At 71.9% G+C, this 22,127-nt stretch carries 20 protein-coding genes and 1 pseudogene; 9 read left to right on the forward strand and 12 right to left on the reverse strand.

All coding sequences use genetic code 11. The annotated features are described in order from the left end of the window. Window positions 1-33 precede the first annotated feature (33 nt). Together HGK34_RS02375 and HGK34_RS02380 are read right to left on the reverse strand one after the other, a co-directional pair. Entirely contained in the window at window positions 34-1,398 is a 1,365-nt protein-coding gene (locus HGK34_RS02375; RefSeq protein WP_201844979.1) for a hypothetical protein, read from the reverse strand. Between the two features lie 134 nt (window positions 1,399-1,532). Beyond that, window positions 1,533-1,907, reverse strand: coding sequence for an SHOCT domain-containing protein (locus tag HGK34_RS02380; RefSeq protein ID WP_201844980.1), 375 nt, complete (start codon window positions 1,905-1,907; stop codon window positions 1,533-1,535). A gap of 267 nt (window positions 1,908-2,174) precedes the next feature. Here HGK34_RS02380 and HGK34_RS02385 point away from each other — a divergent pair, with 267 nt between their 5' ends. After that, window positions 2,175-4,382 (forward strand): MMPL family transporter, encoded by a 2,208-nt coding sequence (locus tag HGK34_RS02385; RefSeq protein ID WP_201844981.1) that lies wholly within the window; start codon window positions 2,175-2,177, stop codon window positions 4,380-4,382. Window positions 4,383-4,436: 54 nt separating this feature from the next. Here HGK34_RS02385 and HGK34_RS02390 read toward each other — a convergent pair whose 3' ends face one another. From HGK34_RS02390 to HGK34_RS02405, 4 genes are all read right to left on the reverse strand, one after another. Next, entirely contained in the window at window positions 4,437-6,353 is a 1,917-nt protein-coding gene (locus HGK34_RS02390; RefSeq protein ID WP_201844982.1) for a glycoside hydrolase family 127 protein, read from the reverse strand. Then, complete coding sequence (locus HGK34_RS02395; protein ID WP_201844983.1) at window positions 6,350-7,174, reverse strand: carbohydrate ABC transporter permease; 825 nt, start codon at window positions 7,172-7,174, stop codon at window positions 6,350-6,352. The genes HGK34_RS02390 and HGK34_RS02395 overlap by 4 nt, the downstream gene beginning before the upstream one ends. Window positions 7,175-7,187: 13 nt before the next feature. Beyond that, the gene (locus tag HGK34_RS02400; protein ID WP_244666332.1) at window positions 7,188-8,138 is read right to left on the reverse strand and encodes a carbohydrate ABC transporter permease; all 951 of its coding nucleotides are present in this window, start codon (window positions 8,136-8,138) and stop codon (window positions 7,188-7,190) included. A gap of 69 nt (window positions 8,139-8,207) precedes the next feature. Beyond that, the gene (locus HGK34_RS02405; RefSeq protein ID WP_244666333.1) at window positions 8,208-9,536 is read right to left on the reverse strand and encodes an ABC transporter substrate-binding protein; all 1,329 of its coding nucleotides are present in this window, start codon (window positions 9,534-9,536) and stop codon (window positions 8,208-8,210) included. A 160-nt stretch (window positions 9,537-9,696) separates the two neighbouring features. Between HGK34_RS02405 and HGK34_RS02410 the strand changes: the two genes are divergently transcribed. After that, the gene (locus HGK34_RS02410; RefSeq protein WP_201844984.1) at window positions 9,697-10,728 is read left to right on the forward strand and encodes a LacI family DNA-binding transcriptional regulator; all 1,032 of its coding nucleotides are present in this window, start codon (window positions 9,697-9,699) and stop codon (window positions 10,726-10,728) included. 29 nt (window positions 10,729-10,757) lie between these two features. Beyond that, window positions 10,758-11,216 (forward strand): DUF6328 family protein, encoded by a 459-nt coding sequence (locus tag HGK34_RS02415; protein WP_201844985.1) that lies wholly within the window; start codon window positions 10,758-10,760, stop codon window positions 11,214-11,216. 82 nt (window positions 11,217-11,298) lie between these two features. On the opposite strand, the gene HGK34_RS02420 is transcribed toward HGK34_RS02415, so the two are convergent. Then, window positions 11,299-11,718 carry an Hsp20/alpha crystallin family protein gene (locus HGK34_RS02420; protein WP_201844986.1) on the reverse strand — a complete coding sequence of 140 codons (420 nt, stop codon included), beginning with the start codon at window positions 11,716-11,718 and terminating at the stop codon, window positions 11,299-11,301. Window positions 11,719-11,914: 196 nt separating this feature from the next. Between HGK34_RS02420 and HGK34_RS02425 the strand changes: the two genes are divergently transcribed. The 3 genes from HGK34_RS02425 (at window position 11,915) to pdxR (ending at window position 15,821) form a co-directional block, all read left to right on the forward strand. Continuing rightward, window positions 11,915-12,427: a Dps family protein gene (locus tag HGK34_RS02425; protein ID WP_201844987.1), complete on the forward strand. Its 513-nt coding sequence runs from the start codon at window positions 11,915-11,917 to the stop codon at window positions 12,425-12,427. 79 nt (window positions 12,428-12,506) lie between these two features. Next, window positions 12,507-14,402 (forward strand): acyl-CoA dehydrogenase family protein, encoded by a 1,896-nt coding sequence (locus HGK34_RS02430; RefSeq protein WP_201844988.1) that lies wholly within the window; start codon window positions 12,507-12,509, stop codon window positions 14,400-14,402. A gap of 9 nt (window positions 14,403-14,411) precedes the next feature. Next, window positions 14,412-15,821 carry a MocR-like pyridoxine biosynthesis transcription factor PdxR gene (gene pdxR, locus HGK34_RS02435; protein ID WP_201844989.1) on the forward strand — a complete coding sequence of 470 codons (1,410 nt, stop codon included), beginning with the start codon at window positions 14,412-14,414 and terminating at the stop codon, window positions 15,819-15,821. Here pdxR and HGK34_RS02440 read toward each other — a convergent pair. From HGK34_RS02440 to HGK34_RS02450, 3 genes are all read right to left on the reverse strand, one after another. Then, a complete protein-coding gene (locus HGK34_RS02440) occupies window positions 15,766-17,112 on the reverse strand; it encodes an APC family permease (RefSeq protein WP_201844990.1) in 1,347 nt (448 codons plus the stop codon). The two genes, pdxR and HGK34_RS02440, sit on opposite strands and share 56 nt — an antisense overlap. A gap of 120 nt (window positions 17,113-17,232) precedes the next feature. Then, window positions 17,233-18,087, reverse strand: a complete 855-nt coding sequence (locus tag HGK34_RS02445; RefSeq protein ID WP_201844991.1) for a fumarylacetoacetate hydrolase family protein — start codon at window positions 18,085-18,087, stop codon at window positions 17,233-17,235. After that, the gene (locus HGK34_RS02450; RefSeq protein ID WP_201844992.1) at window positions 18,087-18,770 is read right to left on the reverse strand and encodes a GntR family transcriptional regulator; all 684 of its coding nucleotides are present in this window, start codon (window positions 18,768-18,770) and stop codon (window positions 18,087-18,089) included. The genes HGK34_RS02445 and HGK34_RS02450 overlap by 1 nt, the downstream gene beginning before the upstream one ends. Window positions 18,771-18,882: 112 nt before the next feature. On the opposite strand from HGK34_RS02450, the gene HGK34_RS02455 reads away from it, so the two are divergent. Next, window positions 18,883-19,422, forward strand: a complete 540-nt coding sequence (locus tag HGK34_RS02455; RefSeq protein WP_201844993.1) for a YbhB/YbcL family Raf kinase inhibitor-like protein — start codon at window positions 18,883-18,885, stop codon at window positions 19,420-19,422. Between the two features lie 84 nt (window positions 19,423-19,506). Here HGK34_RS02455 and HGK34_RS02460 read toward each other — a convergent pair whose 3' ends face one another. Next, window positions 19,507-20,238 (reverse strand): dienelactone hydrolase family protein, encoded by a 732-nt coding sequence (locus tag HGK34_RS02460; protein WP_201844994.1) that lies wholly within the window; start codon window positions 20,236-20,238, stop codon window positions 19,507-19,509. A gap of 238 nt (window positions 20,239-20,476) precedes the next feature. Between HGK34_RS02460 and HGK34_RS02465 the strand changes: the two genes are divergently transcribed. Further along, window positions 20,477-20,995 (forward strand): MarR family winged helix-turn-helix transcriptional regulator, encoded by a 519-nt coding sequence (locus HGK34_RS02465; protein WP_201844995.1) that lies wholly within the window; start codon window positions 20,477-20,479, stop codon window positions 20,993-20,995. Then, the gene (locus tag HGK34_RS02470; protein ID WP_201844996.1) at window positions 20,992-21,678 is read left to right on the forward strand and encodes a GNAT family N-acetyltransferase; all 687 of its coding nucleotides are present in this window, start codon (window positions 20,992-20,994) and stop codon (window positions 21,676-21,678) included. The genes HGK34_RS02465 and HGK34_RS02470 overlap by 4 nt, the downstream gene beginning before the upstream one ends. A 25-nt stretch (window positions 21,679-21,703) precedes the next feature. On the opposite strand, the pseudogene HGK34_RS23815 reads toward HGK34_RS02470, so the two are convergent. Continuing rightward, window positions 21,704-22,087: pseudogene (locus HGK34_RS23815) on the reverse strand (luciferase domain-containing protein); the annotation flags it as partial. Window positions 22,088-22,127: the final 40 nt, after the last annotated feature.

Consider the following 22,127-nt stretch of genomic DNA (forward strand, 5'->3'; position numbering starts at 1 on the left):
TCCTTCGGTGGGTGGTTGGCACGCGGGGCGGCGTCAGGACGGGTCGTCGCGGACGGTGGACGGGGGCCGGGCGAGGAGTTCGATCACGATGACGAGCAGGCCGGCGGCCAGGGCGACGCCGATGACGAGGCCCGGGGTCGGACTCGAGGCGAGCAGCAGGACCAGCGCGGCGAGAGCGATGACCACGGTGCGCGCGAAGCCTCGGTGCCCGGCGAGCCAGGCGCCGAACGGGCCGGAGGACACACCTCTCCCCTCGGCCCAGGTGCGGGTCGCGGCGAGGCCCTTGCCGAGGCCACCGCGCAGGCTCCGTGCCGAGGCGCCGGCCCCGCCGAGGTAGGCCGCGAGCGCGACGACGAGGCCGAGCACCCCCACGGTGCGCAAGGTGGCGCGCAGGAACGTGGCCACCTGGTCGAAGGCGACCTCGGCGGCGTCCAGCCGGGCGACCTGTCCGCCGAGCGCGTCGAGGTACAGGCCGCGGGCGACCGCGAGGGCGGCGGCCAGGACGAGCATCGCCGCCACGAGCGTGAGGGCGGCGACCAGCAGGGCGCGCAGGTGGTGCACCGCGACGACGACGCCGGCGCCCAGCAGCACGAGGACGATCCAGGGCAGCCAGGTCCCCAGCGCCACCACCTGGGCGTAGCGGTTGCGCAGCTCGACGAGCTGGGTGGTCTGCACGATCGTGAACGTGGCGTCGATCGTGGGCAGGTTGTCCGCGAGGCCGAAGCCGCGCTCGACGAGGCGTTGCTTGAGCAGGTCGATCAGGCCGGCGAGCTGGATCGTGAGCTGGCCCTCCTCGCCGACCTGGAGGACGTCGCCCCCGCTCCCCCGCATGGCGGCGATGAACTGCTCGTGCGCGACACGGTTGGCCTGGTCCCACGCGGACCGGAACCCGTCGCTCTGCACGAGGCGGTCGGCGGTCTGGCGGACGAACGACTCTACTCCGCTGGTCAGCGGAGCCTTGAGGGTGGTGAGTGCGGTTGCCGCACGGGGCGGCAGGTCCCGGTCGGTGAGCCCGTCCACGACGCCGTCCACGACGGCGTCCACGTCGATCCGCTCCATCACGGCCTCGGTCAGCCTGCCGGCGACGGCAGACTGCACGGCTGGGTCGTCCGCCAGGGGCGCGACGGTCGCGACGTACCGGTCGGTGTCGGTCAGTGTCCGCTCCGCCCAGGCCGAGACGACGGCGGCCGGGGCCAGGATCGCGCCGAGGGCGATCAGGATCACGGCGGCCGATGCCCGTGAGCGGTGGCGGACCGGACCGCGGGGGGAGTCCTGGGGCGCGGCGGGCGTCTCGCCGAGGCGCTGCCGGAGCCGGTCGTTCTCCCGTTCCAGTGCTGCCAGACGAGCGGCGACATCGGGTGGCACACCCCCCGCGGCCGCTGCGGCCTCCTCGTTCATGACATCCCTGCCTCTCCGTGCCCACCGGCCGCGTCCGTGCGCCGTTCACCGGGCGGCATGCGGCACGCCCGGTGGGCACGGTCCGGTGGGCACGGTCCGGTGGGCACGGTCCGGTGGCCGGCTGAAGCCGGCCCTCAGACCATCGCCTTCGCCTTGAGCCTCTCGAACTCGGCCTGGGTGATGGCGCCGCTGTCGAGGAGCGCCTTCGCACCTGCGATCTGGTCGGCCGGGGACGCCGTGGCGACGTCACGGATGTAGCTCTCGGTCTCCCGGCGTGCCTCGACCACGGCCTCGGCCTGCCGGTGCCCCATTCCCCGGCCGCGCGAGATGAGGTAGACGAGCGACGTGAGCAGCGGCACGAGGAGGAGGAAGAGGATCCACAGCGCCTTCCACCATCCCGAGAGTTCCTTGTCGCGGAAAAGATCCACGACGATCTGGAACAGCACCAAAAGATAGGCCACGAAGAAGAATGCGTAGATCATCAACCAGAAGAAATCCCAGAAGTCCATGATCAGCCCTACTCTCGACGGTCCTCACATGATGTGCGGCGCCCGTGAACGCGCCGGAATTCGAAAGTACCCCGGTGCCGGGCTCACCGCCCGGCGAACTCGTCGGGTGCCGCCGCACGCGGGAATCAGGGGGTCGGGCCGGCCGCGGGCGGAGGCCGGCCGCGCAGCCGGGCGACCCCATGCCCTATGCTGATCACTAGCCTGGCTAGCTAAATCGGTGACCGGCGTGATCCTCCGGTCACCACGCCCCTGACCACGAGGAACCCCATGTCTCCCCAGCACACCGGTACCGGCCGGCTCGCCCCGACGACGCCCGGCGCCGGTTCGGAACCACCGACCACCCGCGTGCCACGGTGGCTCCGCGTGACCCTGCCCGCGACGCTCATCCTGATCTGGCTCGCCGGCGCGGCCGTCGGCGGGCCCTTCTTCGGCCGCATCGACGAGGTGTCGTCGAACGACCGCACCGCCTACCTCCCCACCACCGCCGAGGCCACACAGGTCCAGGAGCTCCTTCCCGGCTTCACCGAGGGCGACGCGATCCCCGCCGTCATCGTCTTCACCGCCCCGGCCGGCCTCACCGACGGCGACGTGGCCGCCATCGACGGCGGCCTCGCCGCCGCGCAGAGCCTGGACGCCGTGGACGGCACCGTCTCCCCCGCGATCGTCTCCGACGACGGGGACGCCGCCCAGGCGTTCGTACCGCTGTCCGGGTCCGCCGACATCGCCGAGGCCACGACCGAGCTGCGCGACACCCTGACCCGCGCGGCTCCCGGTGACGTCCAGGTCGCGATCACCGGTCCGGCCGGCTTCGCGAGCGACCTGACCGGGGCGTTCGCCGGCATCGACGGACTGCTGCTCGGCGTCGCGCTGACCGCGGTGCTGGTCATCCTGGTGATCGTCTACCGGTCCCTGCTGCTGCCGCTCACCGTGCTCGCCACCAGCCTGTTCGCTCTCTGCGTCGCCCTGCTGACGATCTGGCAGCTCGCGAACACGGGCGTCCTCCTGCTCAGCGGGCAGACCCAGGGCATCCTGTTCATCCTCGTCATCGGGGCGGCCACCGACTACGCACTGCTGTACGTGGCCCGCTACCGCGACGAACTCGTGCACACCCCGGACCGGTGGACCGCCACCCGGCGCGCCCTGCGCGGAGCGTTCGAACCGATCCTCGCCTCGGGCAGCACCGTCATCGCCGGCCTGCTGTGCCTGCTGCTCAGCGATCTGCGGTCGAACAGCACGCTCGGCCCGGTCGCCGCCATCGGGATCGCGTTCGCCATGCTCGCCGCGCTCACCCTCCTGCCCGCGATCCTGCTCGCCCTCGGCCGGGCGGCGTTCTGGCCGCGGATCCCCCGGCACGACCCCGGCGCCGCACCCGCCGGCGCCGCCGACCGCAGCCTGTGGGGACGCGTCGCCGGGGCGGTCCGCACCCGGCCACGGACCGTCTGGGTCACCACGGCCGCCGTCCTCGCCCTCGGCTGCCTCGGCATCACCCAGCTCCAGGCCTCGGGCGTACCCCAGTCCGAACTCGTCCTCGGCAGCTCCGAGGCCCGCACCGGACAGGACCGCCTCGCCGAGCACTTCCCCGCGGGCTCCGGCAGCCCCGTCCACGTCGTCGCCCCCGAGGCCGAGCTGCAGGAGGCTGCCGACGTCCTGCTCGAGGACGACGGGATCGCCGCCGTGTCGGTCACCGCCGACACCCCCAGCTCGACCGCTCCCGTCACCACCGACGGCATCGGCGCGTTCGGCCCGCCCGGAACCCCGGCACCCGAACCCGTGGTCTCCGACGGCGCGGTCCTGCTCCAGGGCACCCTCACCGACGCCGCCGACTCGGCAGCCGCCGAGGAGACCATCCGCGACCTGCGCGACACGTACGCCACCGCCCTGCCCGGCGTGCTCGTGGGCGGCGAGTCCGCCACCGATCTCGACACCAACGACGCCTCGATCCGCGACCGCACCCTCATCGTGCCGGTGGTCCTGGCCGTCATCCTGCTGATCCTCATGCTCCTGCTGCGCGCCGTCCTCGCCCCCGTCCTGCTCACCCTCACCACGGTCCTGTCCTTCGGCACCGCGATGGGCGTGGCCGGCGTCGTGTTCGACCACGTCCTCGGATTCCCGGGCGCCGACCCCGCCGTCCCCCTGTTCGGCTTCGTCTTCCTCGTCGCCCTCGGCATCGACTACAACATCTTCCTCATGACCCGCGTCCGTGAGGAGTCACTCGTCCACGGCACCCGCGAGGGCGTGCTGCGCGGCCTGCGGCTCACCGGAGGCATCATCACGTCCGCCGGACTCGTGCTCGCCGCCACCTTCACGGCGCTCGCCGTGATCCCGGTGCTCTTCCTGGCGCAGATCGCGTTCATCGTCGCGTTCGGCGTGCTGCTGGACACGTTCGTCGTGCGCTCCCTGCTCGTGCCGGCGCTGTCCTACGACGTCGGCCGTGCGATCTGGTGGCCCTCCCGCCTCGCCCGGGGCCGCGCCTGAGCCGTCGGCTGCCGAGCCGCAGTCTCCCGGGCCCGTGGTCGGCGTTCCGCGGGGTCAGCGGGCCTGCGGGAGCCACACCCGCATCGTGCTCGGCCCGCGATTCGCCCAGTCGTGGTAGGGCACCAGTCGCAGCTCCACCCGATCACCGGGCTCGGGGTCCCCCGGGGGTCCGTACGGCCACGATCGGTCGGCACGTTCGACGAGGAGCCCGTCCACCCGCACCCCGCCGCCGCTGCCGCTGTCGTCCCGGGGTACGGCCTCTGCGGCCAGGCGAACCCGGTCCACGTGCGTCCCCGCGGGCAGATCGGCCGACTCCGCGCACAGGACCACGGGGCCTCGTTCCACGGCCACGCAACCGCGGACGGCATCGACACGGTCGTCGGCGGCCGTCAGACGAGGCCGGACGTCGAGTTGAAGGCAGATCTCGTCGCCCGCCGCGAACTTCCGGCGGACCGACGCCGTCGAACCGTCCACGGCGCGCCCGTCGAGGGTCGCCCGGCCGACCGACCACTCGGGCACGCGCAGCGAGAGCGTCAGGTCACCGGCGGGCGCCTCCAGGACGCGGACGACGACGGAGCCGTCGTCCGGATAGGAGGTGAGCACCTCCAGCCGCACGGCCTCGCCGTTCTCCAGGGTCGTCGCGATCCGGCAGCCGACGTGCTGGTGGATCTGCACGCCCTCGGCCGACACGGTCGCGACGTACCCGGCCAGGCTGGCCAGGGTCCGCGCGACGTTGGTCGGACAGCACGAGACCTCGAACCAGGGCGCCCGCAGCCGGGACAGCGCCCGCGGGCTGGCGCGGTCCGGATCGGCAGGCTCCCCCGGTTCCCGCTTGTGCAGGGGATTGGTGTAGAAGAACGCGTCGCCGTCGCGCGAGGGCGAGGTGGCCACGACGTTGTAGAGCGTCCGCTCGACCACGTCCCCCCAGCTCACGTCGCCGGTGGCGAGCAGGAGGCGCCAGGCGACCATCACCGAGCCGACTCCGGCGCACGTCTCGCTGTAGGCGCGGTCCGCCGGAAGCTCGAAGTCGTCGCCGTAGGCCTCGTCCTGGTGGTGAGATCCCATGCCACCGGTGAGATAGGTCCGGCGAGCCAGCGTGCGGGCGAACTGGCCCCGCACCGCCTCCAGGAGCTCGTCGTCGTGGGTGTCGACCGCCACGTCGACCGCGGCGGCCGCCAGGTACAGCGCGCGGACCACGTGGCCGCGCAGCACCTGGGCCTCACGCACCGGCCGGTCGTCCTGGTAGTAGGAGCGGCCGAACTCGATGTCGGGCAGCGTGCCGCGGCCACGGCGGTCCAGGAAGAGCCGCGCCTGGTCGAGGTACCGCCGTTCGCCCGTAGCCCGGGCGAGCTCGACCAGGGCCACCTCGATCTCCGGGTGCCCGCACACTCCGTCGCGCCCACCCGGCCCGAACTCCGCGCAGACGTGGTCCGCCGCGCGGCGTGCCACCCGGACCAGCGTGTCGTCCGAGTCGTCGTGCCCGGTGCGGAGCCGTGCGACGGCGGCCTGGATCAGATGGCCGAAGCAGTACAGCTCGTGCCCCCAGGCCAGGTCGGAGTACCGCGGTTCCTGTCCTGGCCGGCCGTACCTGGTGCTCACGTAGCCGTCGTCGTCCTGGGCGGCCTCGACCAGGAGCGCGATCTGCTCGATCCGTGCGTCGAGCTCGGCGTCGCCGGACCGGCCCGCCTCCCACGCCATGGCCTCGAGCAGCTTGTAGACGTCGGAGTCGGCGAACTCACGGCCGGTCCGCCGCTCCACCTGCCCGTCCAGCACGTGCCGGAAGTTGTCGATCCAGCCGACCTTCGTCTCCCACCGGTCGCAGTGCGGTATGGACACCTCGGCATTACGGCGCTGACGCTCGGCCCAGAACCCGTCGGTCAACTCGACCTCGTCGAGCCCGAGGGGGCGCAGGGCGCCATGGGCCGGAACCACCGGCGCGGGTCGCCTCGTCGCAGTCGTGGTCATTCTCATCCCTTCAGAGCTCCCGACATGAATCCGTTGACGTAGTGCCGCTGCAGCACGAGGAACAGCACCACGCACGGCACGGTCAGTACGACGACGCCGGCCTGCGTGGCCCCGTAGTCGATGACGCCCATCACCTGCTGCCGCATGTTCACCAGCGCGAGCGGCAGCGGCTGGTTGTCGCCGCTGACCAGGTACAGCGGCACCATGAAGTCGTTCCAGGCGGCGAGGAACGCGAACAGCCCGATCGTGATCAGGCCGGGCTTGACCACGTGCAGCAGCACCCGGCAGAGCGCCGAGAACGTGCCGCAGCCGTCGACCAGCGCCGCCTCCTCCATCTCCCGCGGCACGGCCTCGAAGGCGATGCGCATCATGAAGGTCGCGAAGGGGAGCTGGAAGACGGCCAGGACCAGCCCGACGCCGACGAGCGTGTCGTTGAGCCCGAGGGCCTTGAGCCAGATGACGAGCGGGACGAGCACCGTCGCGTAGGGGACCATGAGGATCGCGAGGGTCAGCAGGAAGAGCATGTCCTTGCCGGGGAACCGGAAGCGCGCGAAGGCGTACCCGCCGAGGGTGGCCACCACCAGGGTCGTGGCCACGGCCACGGCCGAGATGATGACCGAGTTGCCCAGGTAGTGCCACACGCCGTCCTGGTACTCCAGCAGCGTCCGGTAGTTGCCCCAGCCGAAGCCGTCGACCTGCCGTGAGCCCGGCTGCGGGGACACCGAGGACACCGAGGTCCAGAGGATGGGGTAGAGGAAGATGAGGGCGAGCCCGCCGGTCAGCACGTAGAAGGGTGTGCGGCCGATGATGCGGTTGAGTCGGGTCATGATGGGCTTCCTGTCACTCGTCCGGCGAGCGCCGCAGCGTCTTGAGCTGGACGATGTTGATGATCACGAGGGCGGCGAGCACGATGACGGACAAGGCGGCGGCCATCCCCAGGTCGCGCTTGGACTCGAACGCGAGGCTGTAGATGAGCTGAACCACGGTCATCGTCGACCCGTCGGGGCCGCCCTTGGTGAGGATGAAGAACTGGTCGAAGGCGAGCAGTGATCCCGTGACGCACAGGATCGTGCTCAGCGCCAGGGAGGGACGCAGCAGCGGGAGCGTGATCCGGGCGAAGATCTGCCAGGTCCGCGCCCCGTCGATCCGTGCCGCCTCGTACACCTCGTGCGGGATGCCTTGCAGGCCCACCAGCAGCAGAAGCATGAAGAACCCGGCGAACCGCCAGACGATGAGGATCACCGTCGACCACAGCGCGCCGTCCGTGGTGCCGAGCACGTTGACGTTCGCGTCGGTCAGCCCGAGACGGTCGAGGGCCGGCGAGACGGGCCCCACCTGCGGGGAGTAGAGGGCGTAGAAGAGCAGCGACGCCGAGGCGAGCCCCAGGGCAGTGGGGACCAGCAAGGCCGTGCGCAGGAACCCACGCCACCGTGTGCTCTCCTGGACGAGCATCGCCAGCCCGAGGGCCATCGAGATCAGGATCGCCGTGGTGATCACCGTGTATTTCAGCGTGAACCAGACCGACGGCCAGAACAGCCGGTTCTCGACGACCTCCACGAAGTTGTCGGGGAAGTTGGCGCCCGAGTTCCCTCCCAGCAGCGTCCAGTCCGCGCCGGACATCCACAGCACGAGGACGAGCGGGACCAGGAACAGGACGGTGACGAGCGCCGCGGTGGGGGTCGCGTAGAACCACCCGTGCAGGGCGCTGCGGTGGCGCCGTAGCCGGCGCCGTCCCGTGCGCCTGGGGATGTCCGCGGCGACGCCGGGCCGGGGGGACGTAGTGGTGGACATGTTCACTCCTCAGGTGTCCGGGCTCCCGCCCGGGGCGGCGGGGGCCGGTGCCCCCGCCGCGGGCGGATCTCACTGGCCAAGGACAGCCGTGATGGCCTCGTTGTCCTCGTCAACCGTGCCGGTCCTGCCGAAGGTGGCGTTGCGGACCAGCGTCAGCCACGGGCTGTTGGCCGCGTTGAAGGCCTCCGAGAAGTAGTCCGCGACCGGGGTCCGCCCGTCGGCCACGAGCTGGTTCATGGTCAGCGCCAGCGGGTCCTCCTGGGCGTAGGAGTTGTCCAGCAGGCTGTTCCTGCCCGGGACGTCACCGTTCTTGGCGACCACCTCGAGCTGGGTCTCGTCGGACATCATCCAGGCCAGGAAGTTCCATGCCTGGTCGACGTGCTCGGAGTCCCTGGAGATGCCCATCGCGTCGCCACCGAGAAAGGTCGATCGACCCCCGTCGACGCCCGGGATGCCCCCGACGCCGACATCGATCCCGGCTTCCTTCGCGGCGTACACGGCGGTGTTGGGGTACTGCATCACGCCGACCTTGCCGTTGGAGAAGGGTGCGGTCCAGGTGGCGCCCGTCTCCTCCTCGGACCCGGCGCCCACGACGCCGGCGTCGTTCATGGCCGCGTAGGTGTCGTAGACCTCCTGCGCGGCGTCGGAGGCGAGCAGTGACTCACGACCGTCCTCCGACAGCACCTCCTCACCGGAGGCCCAGATCGACGGGAACCAGGTGAACACCAGGCAGCCACCGCAGTTGCCCCCGTAGTAGGTGCCCGAGACACCGTCCTTGTCCAAGGCGGAGATCGCCTCGGCCTGCTCGCGGAGTTCCGCGATCGTCGTCGGGCCCTGCTCGGGGTCGAGTCCGGCCTCGCGGTACAGGTCCTTGTTCCACACCATCACCGAGATGTCGGTGACGAACGGGACGGTGTGCTTGTTGCCGTCGATGTCGGTGCCGGCGTCGACGTGCCCGCGTGAGATGTCGTCGGCGAAGTCCAGGCCGTCGATCTGCGCGGTGAGGTCCGTGAACAAGCCGTTGGACACCCAGTAGGGCAGGCGCACGACGTCACCGGCCAGGAGGTCGGGGAGCTCGCCGTTGGTGGCGGCCGCCCCGACCTTGCCCTCCATGTCGTCGTTGGGCACGATCTCCAGGTCGACCTGGTTCTCGTGGGACGCGTTGTAGGCGTCCGTGAGGGTACGGGCCTGGCGCTCCAGCGGCGCGCGGGTCCACATCGTCAGGGTCGTCCCGTCATCGGTCCCGGTCGCGGACATCTCAGTGGACCGGTCCGCGGTCCCACTGCCGGAGCAGGCCGCGAGACCTGTCATGGTCAGGCCGGCCGCCGCCACGGCGGCGGCACCTCGCATCAGTCGAAGATTCCGGTACGTCATCGTGCTCTCCTCGTGGTTCGTCATCGAACCTGTCACGTTCGTGAGGTCTAGGCCGAAAGCCTTTTCGGTATCGTAGAAGCTTTCGCTCGATGGCGTCAACCTTCGATCCACGATCGCCGAGAGGTATAGTTCTGGTCACGGCCAACGAAGATGTCGTCGCCGGAGGCACGACCAAGGAGACAGGATGCCCAGAAAACCTGAGCAGAAGCGCAAACAAGCCACCCTTGCCGACGTTGCGCAGATGGCCGGTGTCTCGATCGCGACCGCTTCGAAAGCCTTGAACGGGCGCAGTCAGGTGAAGGCCGAAACTCGCGCACGGGTTTTCGAGGCTGCTGAGAAGCTGAAGTTCTCCCCCAACGCCATGGCCCAGAACCTGCTCACCGGCCGGTCGGGCACGATCGGTCTCGTCACCCACGACCTCGACGGCCGGTTCTCGATCCCGACGCTGATGGGCGCCGAGGACGCGGCGGGGCACGGGCGCACGTCGGTCCTGCTGTGCGACGCGCGCGGGGACGCACTTCGTGAGCGGTACCACCTCCAGGCGCTGCTGGGCCGTCGCGTCGACGGACTGATCGTCGTCGGGGCACGTCCGGACCCCCGGTCGTCCCTCGGGACGCTGCCAGTTCCCGTCGTGTACGCCTACGCCCCGTCCACCGACCCGCGTGACACATCGATCGTCACGGACAACGTCGCGGGCGGCCGGCTGGTCGCCGAACACATGCTCGCCTGCGGGCGCAGGCGCATCGCGCTGGTGACCGGCGACCCGGAGTACGGCGCGGCCCATGACCGGGTCGCCGGGGCCCGGGAGGTCCTCGACCGCGACGGCGCCGAGGTGGTCCCCTCTGAGCCGCTCTACGGCACCTGGAGCGAGGAGTGGGGCCGTACGGCGGCCGGCCTCGTCATCAACCAGCATCCCGACGTCGACGGGATCATCTGCGGCAGCGACCAGATCGCCCGTGGCGTGCTCGACACGCTGCGCGAGTCCGGCCGCAAGGTGCCGGACGACGTCGCCGTCACCGGTCACGACAACTGGGAGATCCTGGCGGTGAACGCGCGCCCCCAGCTCACGAGCGTCGACATGCGGCTGGAGGAACTGGGCAGGCAGGCCGCGGAACTGCTGTTCGCCGCGATCGACGGCAGAACTACCAAGGGCGGCCACGTGGTCACGCCGCGGCTGGTCCCCCGCGCCTCGACGGGACCTCGCGTCAGCGGCTGACGGCAGGGCCCCTGGGCTACCGTCGAATCATGCCGATCCCGGACCACAAGCCGTCCCCGGAGCAGCTCATCCGCAACTGGCAGGAGCTGCTCCAGGAACTTCGCGTGATGCAGACCGGCGTCCAGATCCTCACCGGGTTCCTGCTCACCGTGCCCTTCTCGGCACGGTTCGAGACGCTGGAGACCCACCAGCGAGCCCTGTACCTGGGGGTGCTGGTCGGCGCGGTGCTGACCACCTGCGTCATCGTCGCCCCCGTGGCCTTCCACCGGGTGCTGTTCCGGCGGCGTAAGCGGGCGTGGCTGGTACGGATGGCCGACCTGTGCGCACGCCTGGGCCTCGCGCTGCTGGGGATCGTGTCGGCGGCCGTGATGCTGCTGGTGTTCGACGTCGTGGTGGGGCCGGTCGCGGCCTGGACGGCCGCCGGCGGTGTCGGTCTGGTGTTCGTGGTGCTCTGGTTCGTGGTGCCCCACCTCGCCCGCCGGGAGTAGGCGCAAGCAGCGAGCACGCGGCGACGCCCGGTCGATGGACCGGGCGTCGCCGCATGTCGTGTTCTCGATGTCGCGCGCGAGGTCAGGCCGCCGTGGTGACCTCGATGCGCTGGGGCGTCGTGCCGGCGAAGACGCCGGTGACCGTCACGGTCAGGACGCCCGCGTCGTAGGACGCGCGGACGGCGTCGCCGTCCACGGCCTTCGGCAGGGCGACGACCCGGCGGAAGTCGCCGAAGCGGACCTCCGAGATCCGGCGCCCTTCGGCGTCCTCGCCGCGCTGGTCCTTGCGCTCGCCGCGGACGACGAGCCTGCGGCCCTCGATCTCGACCGTGACGTCCTCGGCCGGGTCGATCCCCGGCAGGTCCAGGCGCGCGACGAGGTCCTCGCCGTCGCGGTAGACGTCCGCGGCAGGGCGCGCACGGTCGGCGTTCGTGCGGATCGGGGCCCGCAGATCACGGATCCAGGCCTCGGTGAACGGGGAGCGGGTCAGGGTGGTGGTCATGTTCGTCCTCCTCGAAGCGGATATACGCCCGGTACAACTTGAGTCGACCCCGCTCAATTTCCGGGTTCGCCGACGGCGGACGGTGACCTTTCCGGCGTGACACCCCGCACTGGCGACCGGTGGCCGTGCGCGTGACGATGGAGAGGCCCCGGGGCCGCCTTCGGCCCGCCGAGCCGGCCGAGAAAGAGGTCCCGTGATGTCCCCGAAGCTGCCGCGTTACACCGTCCCGTCCCTGACGCCGGAAGAGGGCGCCGAGGTCGCCGAGATCCTGCAGGACCGCCTGCACTGCCTCAACGACCTGCACCTGACCCTGAAGCACGTGCACTGGAACGTGGTGGGATCCCACTTCATCGGCGTCCACGAGATGCTCGACCCCCAGGTCGACGCGGTACGCGAGATGGCCGACCAGACCGCCGAACGCATCGCGACCCTCGGGGTCGCCCCCATCGGTACTCCAGGAGCGCTGGCGGCGGCCCGCGGGTGGGAGGACTACAAGCTCGGGCGCGCTCCGGCGATCGAGCACCTGACCGCACTCGACCACGTCTACGACGGGGTCATCTCCTCCCACCGCAAGGCGGCCGACGCGACGGCAGGCCTCGACGACGTCACCAACGACCTGCTCATCGGGCACCTGCACGACCTCGAGCAGTTCCACTGGTTCATCCGCGCTCATCTGGAGTCCGCCTCGGGCGCGATCCCCGAGACGTGATCGTCGGTGGCCCACGGCGCGCCGGTCGCGCCGCGGCGAGCAGGAGTCCCGTTCCACTGGCCCATCGGGAGGATCCGTCATGAGCGCCGACGCCGCGCATCAGTCCCCGACACCGGGTGAGCGCAAGGCCCGTGAGGTCGCCGAGGAGGCCCGCGAGCGCGAGTGGGCACGACCGAGCTTCGCCAAGGGCCTCTACCTCGGCTCCTTCGATCTGGACCTGATCCATCCGTATCCCGTGCCGGACCCGGACGAGGCGAAGCGCGGCGCGGCGTTCCTCGAGGCGCTGACCGAGGTGTGCGGGACGATCGACGGCTCCCGGATCGAGCGTGAGGACCACATCCCCGACGACGCGGTGGCGGCCCTGCGCGGGATCGGCGCCTTCGGCATGAAGATCCCGCGCGAGTACGGCGGCCTCGGGCTCTCGCTCGTCGACTACGGACGGGCACTGATGCTGATCGGCTCGGTCCACCCGAGCCTGGGGGCGCTGCTCTCGGCCCACCAGTCGATCGGCGTGCCAGAGCCCGTGAAGATGTTCGGCACTCCCGAGCAGAAGCAGCACTACCTGCCCCGGTGCGCCGAGGGCGCCATCTCCGCGTTCCTGCTCACCGAGCCCGACGTCGGCTCCGACCCGGCCCGGATGGGCTCGACCGCGACCCCGACCGAGGACGGCTCCGCCTACCTCCTGGACGGCACCAAGCTCTGGACCACGAACGGGCCGATCGCCGAGCTCCTGGTCGTGATGGCGGCCGTTCCGCCGCACGACGGCGGCCGCGGGGGCATCACCGCGTTCGTGGTGGAGGCCGACACCCCGGGGATCAGGGTCGAGCACCGCAACCACTTCATGGGGCTGCACGGGATGGAGAACGGGGTCACGCGCTTCCAGCAGGTGCGGGTGCCGGCCGCGAACCGGCTCGGCCGTGAGGGGCAGGGCCTGAAGATCGCACTCACCACGCTGAACACCGGACGGCTCTCCATCCCCGCGACCTGCGCCGGATCGGGCAAGTGGGCACTGGGCATCGCCCGTCAGTGGTCGGCGAACCGCGTCCAGTGGGGCCGGCCGATCGGGGAGCACGAGGCGGTCGGCACGAAGCTCGCGTTCATCGCGGCGACGACGTTCGCCCTCGAGTCGGTGTTCGAGCTGTCCGCGGCGCTCGCCGATGCCGGGCAGAAGGACGTGCGGATCGAGGCTGCGCTGGCCAAGCTGTGGTCGAGCGAGATGGGGTACCGGGTCGCCGACGAGCTGGTCCAGATCCGCGGGGGCCGGGGGTTCGAGACGGCCGACTCCCTCGCCGCCCGCGGCGAACGGGCCGTGCCCGCCGAACAGCTGCTGCGGGACATGCGGATCAACCGGATCTTCGAGGGCTCCTCGGAGATCATGCGGCTGCTCATCGCGCGTGAGGCGGTGGACGTCCACCTGGATGCCGCCGGCGAGCTCGCCTCGCGCGATGCCGACCTGCTGGCCAGGGCCCACGCGGCGGTCGGGGCGAGCAGGTTCTACGCCCGGTGGCTGCCGACCCTGGTGACCGGCGACGGGGCGCGGCCGCGCGCGTACCGCGAGTTCGGGCGGCTGGCCCGGCACCTGCGCTTCGTGGAGCGCTCCTCCCGGTCCCTGGCCCGGCGGACCTTCTACGCGATGGCTCGCTGGCAGGCGCGCCTCGAGCACAAGCAGGCGCTGCTGGGACGCATCGTCGACATCGGCGCCGAGCTGTTCGCGATGTCCGCGGTGTGCACGCGTGCGGAGGCGATGCGGAGCAAGGACCCGGCCACGGGCGCCGGCGCGGTGCGGCTCGCCGACGCCTTCTGCGAGCAGGCTCGCCTGCGGGTGGCCGAGCGCTTCCGCGGGCTGACGTCCTCCACGGACCGGACCGACACCCGCCTGGCCCGGGCCGTGATGGACGGCCGGGTCCGCTGGCTCGAGGACGGCGTCATCGACAGGTCGGAGGGCACGGGGCCCTGGATCGCCTCCGGCCGGTAGCTTCAGGACGTGGACCTCGCCGTCGATCTCCGTGACCGGACCGGGCGCACCGACGCCATCTACCGGGCTCTGCGTGCCGCCCTCACCGCCGGCCGCGTGCCGGCCGGTGAACGGCTGCCCTCCACCCGCGACCTGGCGCGGGACCTCGGCGTCTCACGCGCCAGCGTCGCCACCGCGTACGAACGGCTCGTCGCCGAGGGCTTCCTCGAGACCCGGACCGGGTCCGGAACCTTCGCCACCGAGGCGGCCCGCGACGCACCGCCCCGGCGGCGCGGCCCGGGTGCCCTGCGCCCGCGGGAGGGCTGGCGCTGGACCCCGCACGCCACGAGCGGTGACCAGCCCGCCGCGGCGCACGACTTCCGGGTCGGTATCCCCGACGCCGGGCTCTTCCCCTTCGACACCTGGCGCCGTCTCCTGGCCGCCGAGTCGCGCGCGGGTGGTCCCGGGTCGGGCACCTACGCCGGGCCGGCGGGACTGCCGCGGTTCCGCGAGGCGGTCGCACGGTACGTGACCGGCTCCCGCGGAGTCCGCGCCGAGCCCGACGACGTCATCGCCACCACCGGCACCCAGCAGGCGATCGACCTGGTGGCCCGCGTGCTGCTGGAGCCGGGCGATGTCGTCGCCGTGGAGGACCCGGGATATCCCGAGGCGCGGGACCTCTTCGCGCTGCACGGCGCGCACGTGGTGCCCGTGCCGGTCGACGGCGAGGGCCTGGTCGTGTCCGAGCTCCCCGCCCGGGCCCGCCTCGTCTACACCACCCCCTCGCACCAGTTCCCCGTCGGGATGCCGCTGTCCCTCCCCCGGCGCCGCGCCCTCCTCGCGCACGCCGCACGAGCAGGCACGGCGATCATCGAGGACGACTACGACAGCGAGTTCCGCCGCGTCCGCCGCCCGATGGAGTCCCTGCAGGCGCTGGACCGGGACGGCCGCGTGATCTACGTGGGCACGTTCTCGAAGTCCCTGCTGCCGGGCCTGCGCGCCGGGTACCTGGTGGCGCCGTCGTCCATCCGCGACGCGCTGCTGGCCGCGCGGCAGCTCACCGACGGCCACGGCGCCGTGCACGTGCAGGCGGCGCTCGCGCGGTTCATCGACGACGGGCTGCTCGCCCGGCACGTCCGCAAGGCGTCCGCGCACTACACCGAGCGGCACGAGATCCTGATGGACGCGCTCACCGAGCTCCCCCTCGATGTGGTCCCGTCGGCGGCCGGCCTGCACGTGGCGGCCTACCTGCGCACCGAAGCCCTGGTCGGCTCGGCGAACCTGGTGGCTCGTGCACGACGGCGGTCGGTGGCGCTGGAGTCCCTCGGCGCCTTCGCGGTGGGCCCGCACCGCGACGGGATCGCACTCGGATTCGGCGGTGCGGTCACGAGCTCGATCCGGCCAGGGGTCCGGGAGCTGGGCAAGCTGCTGCGTTCGTGACGGGAGCCGACGCGGAGGCGGCCGTCCCTCCGGTCACCGGCGCCGGGAGGTGCGGCGTCGTCCGTGCCCGGCGCCCGCGCCGGCTCGTCCAGGCGAGACCCCCCAGGGCGACGAGCACCGGGCCGGCCATGTGCGGACCGGTCATCACGAGCAGCCCGAGGGCCGCGAGGAGCGACACCGCCCCGCACCACCAGCCCACGCCCCACCGGGGCAGGAGCCGCAGCGCCGCGGCCGCACCCACCACGTAGAGCAGCGAGAACGTGGCCGTGGCGATCGGGACGATCGTGTCGGTGGACAGGCGCAGGACGGCGAGCGCCGCCGTCGCTCCCAGTGCGATCGCGGTGATGAGGGCCAGGGAGCGACGGGGTGTCCGGCCCGGCTCGGACGCGAGCCAGGCCGGCAGGCCTCCGTCCCGGGCGAGGGCGGCGCCCATCCGGCTGCCGCCCGCGAAGTAGACGTTGATGGCCCCGACGGTCAGGAGCACTGCCACCACCGTGGTGACCGGCCGTGCCGACTCCCCGAACCCGAGCACGAGCAGGTCCGACAGGGGCGCGGGCCCCGGGGCGGGGCCGAGCACCGCCACCGTGGCGAACGCGACGCCCAGGTACAGCACACCGACCGTGGCCACCGCGATCGCCGTGGCGCGCGGGATGTCGCGGGCGGGGCGACGGTACTCGGCGGACAGCGAGCCCAGGATCTCCCACCCGGCGAACGCCCAGACCAGCAGGGCCGCGGCCGGCCCGACGGCGGCCCAGCCGTGGGGCGCGAACGGCGTGAGGTTGCCGGGATCCGTGTGCGGCAGCGCGACGACGACCGCCACGGCGAGCAGGAGGGCCACGGCGCCGGCGATCGCGAGCTGCGCCGTCCCGGACACCCGCAGGCCGAACCAGTTCATCGCGGCGCACAGCGCGATGATGGCGACCGTGGTGACCAGCGCGGTCGACGTGCCGCCACCGGTCGCGTCGGCCACGTAGGCGCCGGCGAAGCCCGCGGCGGCCGGGGCGCCCACGCCGATGGTCGCGTAGAACGCCCAGCCCACCATGGTGGAGGCCCGCTCCCCGAACGCGAGACGCGCGTAGGTGGCCACACCGCCGCCGTCGGGGTGGCGGGCGCCGAGCGCGGCGAACGTCGTGGCGAGCGGGATCGACAGCAGGACGAGCGCCGCCCAGGCGACGAGCGACGCCGGGCCTGCGACGCCCGCCGCGAGCGCGGGGAGCGAGATGACGCCGGTGCCGAGCATGGCACCGATGGTGAGCGCCGCGCCCTGGGGCACGCTGAGACGTGTCTGCATGGGTGCGACGGTAGGCGGACGGTGGACTGGTGAACGGGCCGATCGGTCCCTGGCCGTTCGGGCCAATCGTGCCGACCGTTCGACGGACCCACCGGCCGCTGTCCGCGGCGCACCGACGGTTCACGGCGTCGGGCCGTGCAACCCTCTCGTGAAGCGTTGTTCGAGGGTGCCGATGCCGTCGATGGTGGAGGTCAGGACGTCGCCGGGCCTGAGGTAGCGGGGAGGCTTGCGCCCCATGCCGACCCCGGCGGGAGTGCCGGTCAGGATGACGTCACCGGGCAGCAGGGTGACCACCTCGGAGAGCCGGGCCACGAGCCGGCGGACCGGGTGGATCAGGTCGGCGGTGTTCCCGTCCTGCACGGTCTCGCCGTTGAGCTCAGCCGTCAGGGAGAGCATATCGGGCAGTTCGTCGGGTGTGACCAGCCATGGCCCCAACGGGGTGAACCCGGCATAGGACTTCGACAGTCCCCACTGGGGCGCCGGTCCGGAGAACTGCAGGCGACGTTCGGACAGGTCCTGGGCGACGGTATACCCGGCGACGTGCCCGATGGCGCGCTCCTCGGCGACAGCCGAAGCGGCGGCGCCGATCACGACGGCCAGCTCGATCTCCCAGTCCACGTCACCCTCGGGCAGCCGGACGTCGGTGCGGGGTCCGGAGATCGAGGAGACGAACTTGCCGAAGACCGGCGGCAGCCCCTCGGGTTCGGCGAACCCGGCCTCCGCGGCATGGTCGCGGTAGTTCAGGCCGACCGCGATGAGCTGTGCCGGGGCCGGCACGGGCGAGCCGAGGTCAGCAGGGTCGTAGGGGCGGCCCGGCGGGAGTTCGGCGCTGTCCGCCCAGGTGCGGAAGGCCGCCCACTGCGAGTAGATCTGCTGCGGATCGGGGTCGAACCTGCCGCCACCGGCGTCGGCGACGTCGATCGCGCCGGCCTCGGTGAGCAGGTGCAGACGTCCGGCAAGGTTGGCGATGCGCATCAGGCCTCTTCGTTGGTATCGATGGTCAGTCCGGCGGCGGTCAGGGTCAGGTGCTGCACGAGCACGGCGGCTGCGGCGTCGGCGTCGCGTGCCAGCGCCGCCTCCTCCAGTCGCCGGTGTTCGTCGACGAAGTCGCGTGCCGGGGTGCGATGAACCGACCAGCGGCGCGCCAGCTCGCTCGCCGTCCACAGCCGGTCGAAGGAATCCAGCAGGATCGGGTTGCCGCAGCCGTCGAGCAGAGTGCGGTGGAAGACGCGGTGCGCCTCCGACCATTCGTCGCTGAAGAACTGTCCCGATTCCGGCGTGTACACCGCCGTGCGCGTGAGCCGGTGGTGGGTGGCGCGGACCCGCGACTCCCAGTCCAGATCGCCACGCCGGACCGACAGACGCAGCACGTTCGGCTCGATGATGCGTCGCGCCTCGGCGATCTCCTGCCAGCGCATGTCCGAGAAGCCCGGCACGGCGAACCCGCGGTTCGGGTGCCGGTCGGCGAGGCCCTCGCCGACGGCGCGCAGCAGCGCCTCCCGGACGACGGCGAGGCTGACCCCGTGCTGCTCGGCGAGTTCCTGCGGCTTGAGCGCCTGACCCGGGCCGAAGTCGCCGCGCAGGATCGCCTCGCGGATCAGGGTGTAGACGCGCTCGGCACGTGTCTGCTTGGGGATCGCAGGTTCCGTACGGCTCATGCGCTCGATCATAGACTATGGTTGCGATAATCGATTATCTGATCTACTGTCGATCTCAATACGGATAGTCGCCGGAGCCGGAAGAGCTCCGCCGAACGAAAGGACTCACCACATGAGCGGGAACGATCCGTTTGCGCGCCTCCCCGAGGCGGCCGCATTCACCGTGACCAGCACCACCGTCACCGACGGCGACGCGTGGCCCGAGGCGCAGTACTCCGGAGCCTTCGGCGTCCCCGCCGGCAAGGACATCTCCCCTCAGCTGTCGTGGAGCGGCGCACCGGAGGGCACCAAGAGCTACGTGGTCACCGTCTTCGACCCCGACGCGCCGACCGGGTCGGGCTTCTGGCACTGGGCCGTGGCCGACATCCCGGCCTCCGCCACCGAGCTCCCCGAGGGCGTCGGCGACGACACCGGCTCCGGGCTGCCCGACGGCGCGTTCCAGCTGCCGGGCGACGCGCGCGCCGCCCGCTTCATCGGCGCCGCCCCGCCCGCCGGGCACGGCGAGCACCGCTACTTCATCGTGGTGCACGCCCTGGACGTCGAGTCCATCGGTGTCCCCGCCGAGGCGACCCCGGCGTTCCTGGGGTTCAACATGGCCGGCCACACCCTCGGCCGTGCCGTTCTGAGGGTCACCGGCGAGGTCCCCGCCTGACGGCCAGGCCGGGTTGGCCGCACTTCTCGCCGAGCGGGCGGCGAGCACGCCGCCACCCGCCTCACGCCCTGCCCCTGGCGGGTCCTAGCGAAGATGCCGGGCGAAGAACCTGGCCGCTTCCTCCCCCGCGAACTGCGGGACGCCCGTGTGTCCGCCCAGGTTGGCGTGCAGGGTCTTCTCCGTGCTGCCGAGGGCGTCGAACAGGTCCAGGGCCTGCCGGCGGGGGTTCCACTCGTCGTCCCACTGCAGGAGGACGTGGGCGGGAACGGTGACCAGGCGGGCGTCGTCGAACGTGGCGCGGGGTATGAAGCTCCCGGCGTAGAGGCCGGCGGCCGCGATGCGCGGCTCGACCGCCGCCAGCCGGACGCCGACGGCGATCACTCCGCCCGAGTACCCGACCCGGCCGCCGGTCTCCGGCAGCGCGAGAAGAGCGTCCAGGGCCGCCTGCCATTCCGGGACCGCCTGCTCGACAAGGGGAAGGATCAGCCGGTCGACGATCTCGTCGCCGACCGGTTCGCCCGCCTCCACCGCCCGGCGCAGGTCGGCGCGGGCTTGCTCGGCTTCCGGTGAACGGGGCCGGTCGCCACGCCCGGGGAGCTCGATCGTGGCCGCGGCGAAGCCGTTCGTCACGGCCTGCCGGGCGCGGCCCGCCAGGCGGGGGTACATCGTCCGCAGGCCGCCGGGATGGCCCACCAGCATCAGCGGCACCGGCTCGGACGCGGATCCGGATGTCCACAGGATGCCGGGGATCTCGCCCAGGGTGAACTCGCGCTCGAGGATGCCGTCATCGAGGCGTCGTTCGGAGGTGAATCGCATGGTCGTGCCTTTCGGGAGTGCTCGTGTGCGGCGCTCCCGGACGACCTACCGCCCGACCGTGGCCCTGGAGGGGAGCACCCATGTCGATACTGCGTTCACGGGTACCACCTCCTCGTTCTCTCGCACGGCCTCCCGGAAGGTAGCAGCGGGCGCGTTGCAGGAGCAACGGGTTTTCACACGCGGCCGCGAGAAGACGCACCCGTTGCCAGGAAGATAGATAGCGCGTTATGTTTCGGGAATGCGAGACCGAACCACCGACACGCCCTCGACTCTTGAGCGCCTCGACCTGCTTGCCCTGGGAACCCGTCTGAAACGGCTCGGCGAGAGACTGCAGGCTGACACCACGGAGTTCCTGCGCGCCAGCGGGGTCCACATCGCCGCCGGATCGCTCCCGGTGATGGTCTCGATCTCGGAGAGGCCCGGTGCGACCGTGAGCGACATCGTGGATGATCTCGGCATCGCGCAGCCGGGGGTCACCCGCACGCTCGGGACGCTCGCCGATGCCGGGCTCGTGGCGTTCACTCGCGACCCCGCCGATGCGCGGCGACGCACCATCGCGCTGACCGACGCCGGAGAGCAGCTGCTGACACGTGCGCAGCACGTCGCGTGGCAGCCCGTCGCCGAGGCGCTTCGCCGCATGGTCGGCACCGAGGACCGCGCGCTGGTGACCCACCTCGCACATCTCGAAGCCGCGCTCGACGAGCGGTCGCTTCATGTACGGGCCGTGGAGGCACGCCGCCAGGAGGCACCGCGATGACCACCGATCTGGATCGCGCGCCATGGGCGTCGATGACGTCCACGCTCGCCTCTCGTGCGGACGTGCGCGCCGCCGCCGCCCGGATGCACGCCGATTTCGGCCCCTTCATCTGCGCACGGGACGACTCCGACGAGGCGATCTCGGACCTGGAGACACTCGTCGCGGGCCACGGACCGGCCGTCTTCCTGCAGGCCGCCGAGGTGCGCGTCCCCACCGGCCTTCGCGCCACGCTGTGGGGAAAGGGCCGACAGATGCTCTGGGATCCGGCGGCCAGGCTCGTGAAGCCCCCCGCTCGGCCCGAGGTCGTGGACCTCGGAGACGCCGATGCCGGCGAGATGGTCGCGTTGGCAGCGCTGACCCGTCCCGGGCCGTACGCCGCCCGCACCCACCAACTCGGCAGACACCTCGGCATCCGCCGCGAGGGACGACTCGTCGCGATGACCGGTGAACGCCTGCGCACCGACGGCTGGGTCGAGGTCAGCGCCGTCTGCACGCACCCGGACTGGCTGGGACATGGGTTCGCGACGAGCCTCGTGTCTGCGGCAACCGAGCGCATCGCCGATGAGGGCCTGCTCCCGATACTGCATGTGTTCTCGACGAACGACCGCGCGATCGCCGTCTACGAGCGCCTGGGCTACCGCACACGAACGGAGGTCTCCGCCACCCGGGTCGAAGCACGGTGAGGGACGGCCGATGCTCGTGGGACCGGGGGCCGTAGATCATGTACTCGGTGCCGAAGTCCTCGTACTGGTGAGGCTCGGCCCAGCCGAGAGCGACCAACTGCTCCCCGCGTTCGTGGGGCAGCACCAGGTGCACGCTCGTATCGGTGAGGCCGTGCAGGTGGACGGGCTCCAGCCGTCGCCCGGGGGCAAGGTTCGTCTCCGCGGCACGCTCCTCCTCCAGCTCCGTGAGGAACACGGCCCGCGACGACGCCGGCGACACCTGACTGCGCCCCTCACGGACACCGTCGAGTGCGAACACCCGCGCCACCAGCTCTCCCCACACCGCCGGGGCCGACTTCTGGGTGACCTGGCGATGCGGACCCTGATCAGATGTCTGCGGGCGCTCGCCCGCGCGGTGTCTCGTGAGCACGCCGCGACCGTACAGCGACGGGAGGCGCGCACCGGGTCTT

It is taken from the genome of Myceligenerans indicum, assembly GCF_016742955.1.
GTDB lineage: Bacteria > Actinomycetota > Actinomycetes > Actinomycetales > Cellulomonadaceae > Myceligenerans > Myceligenerans indicum.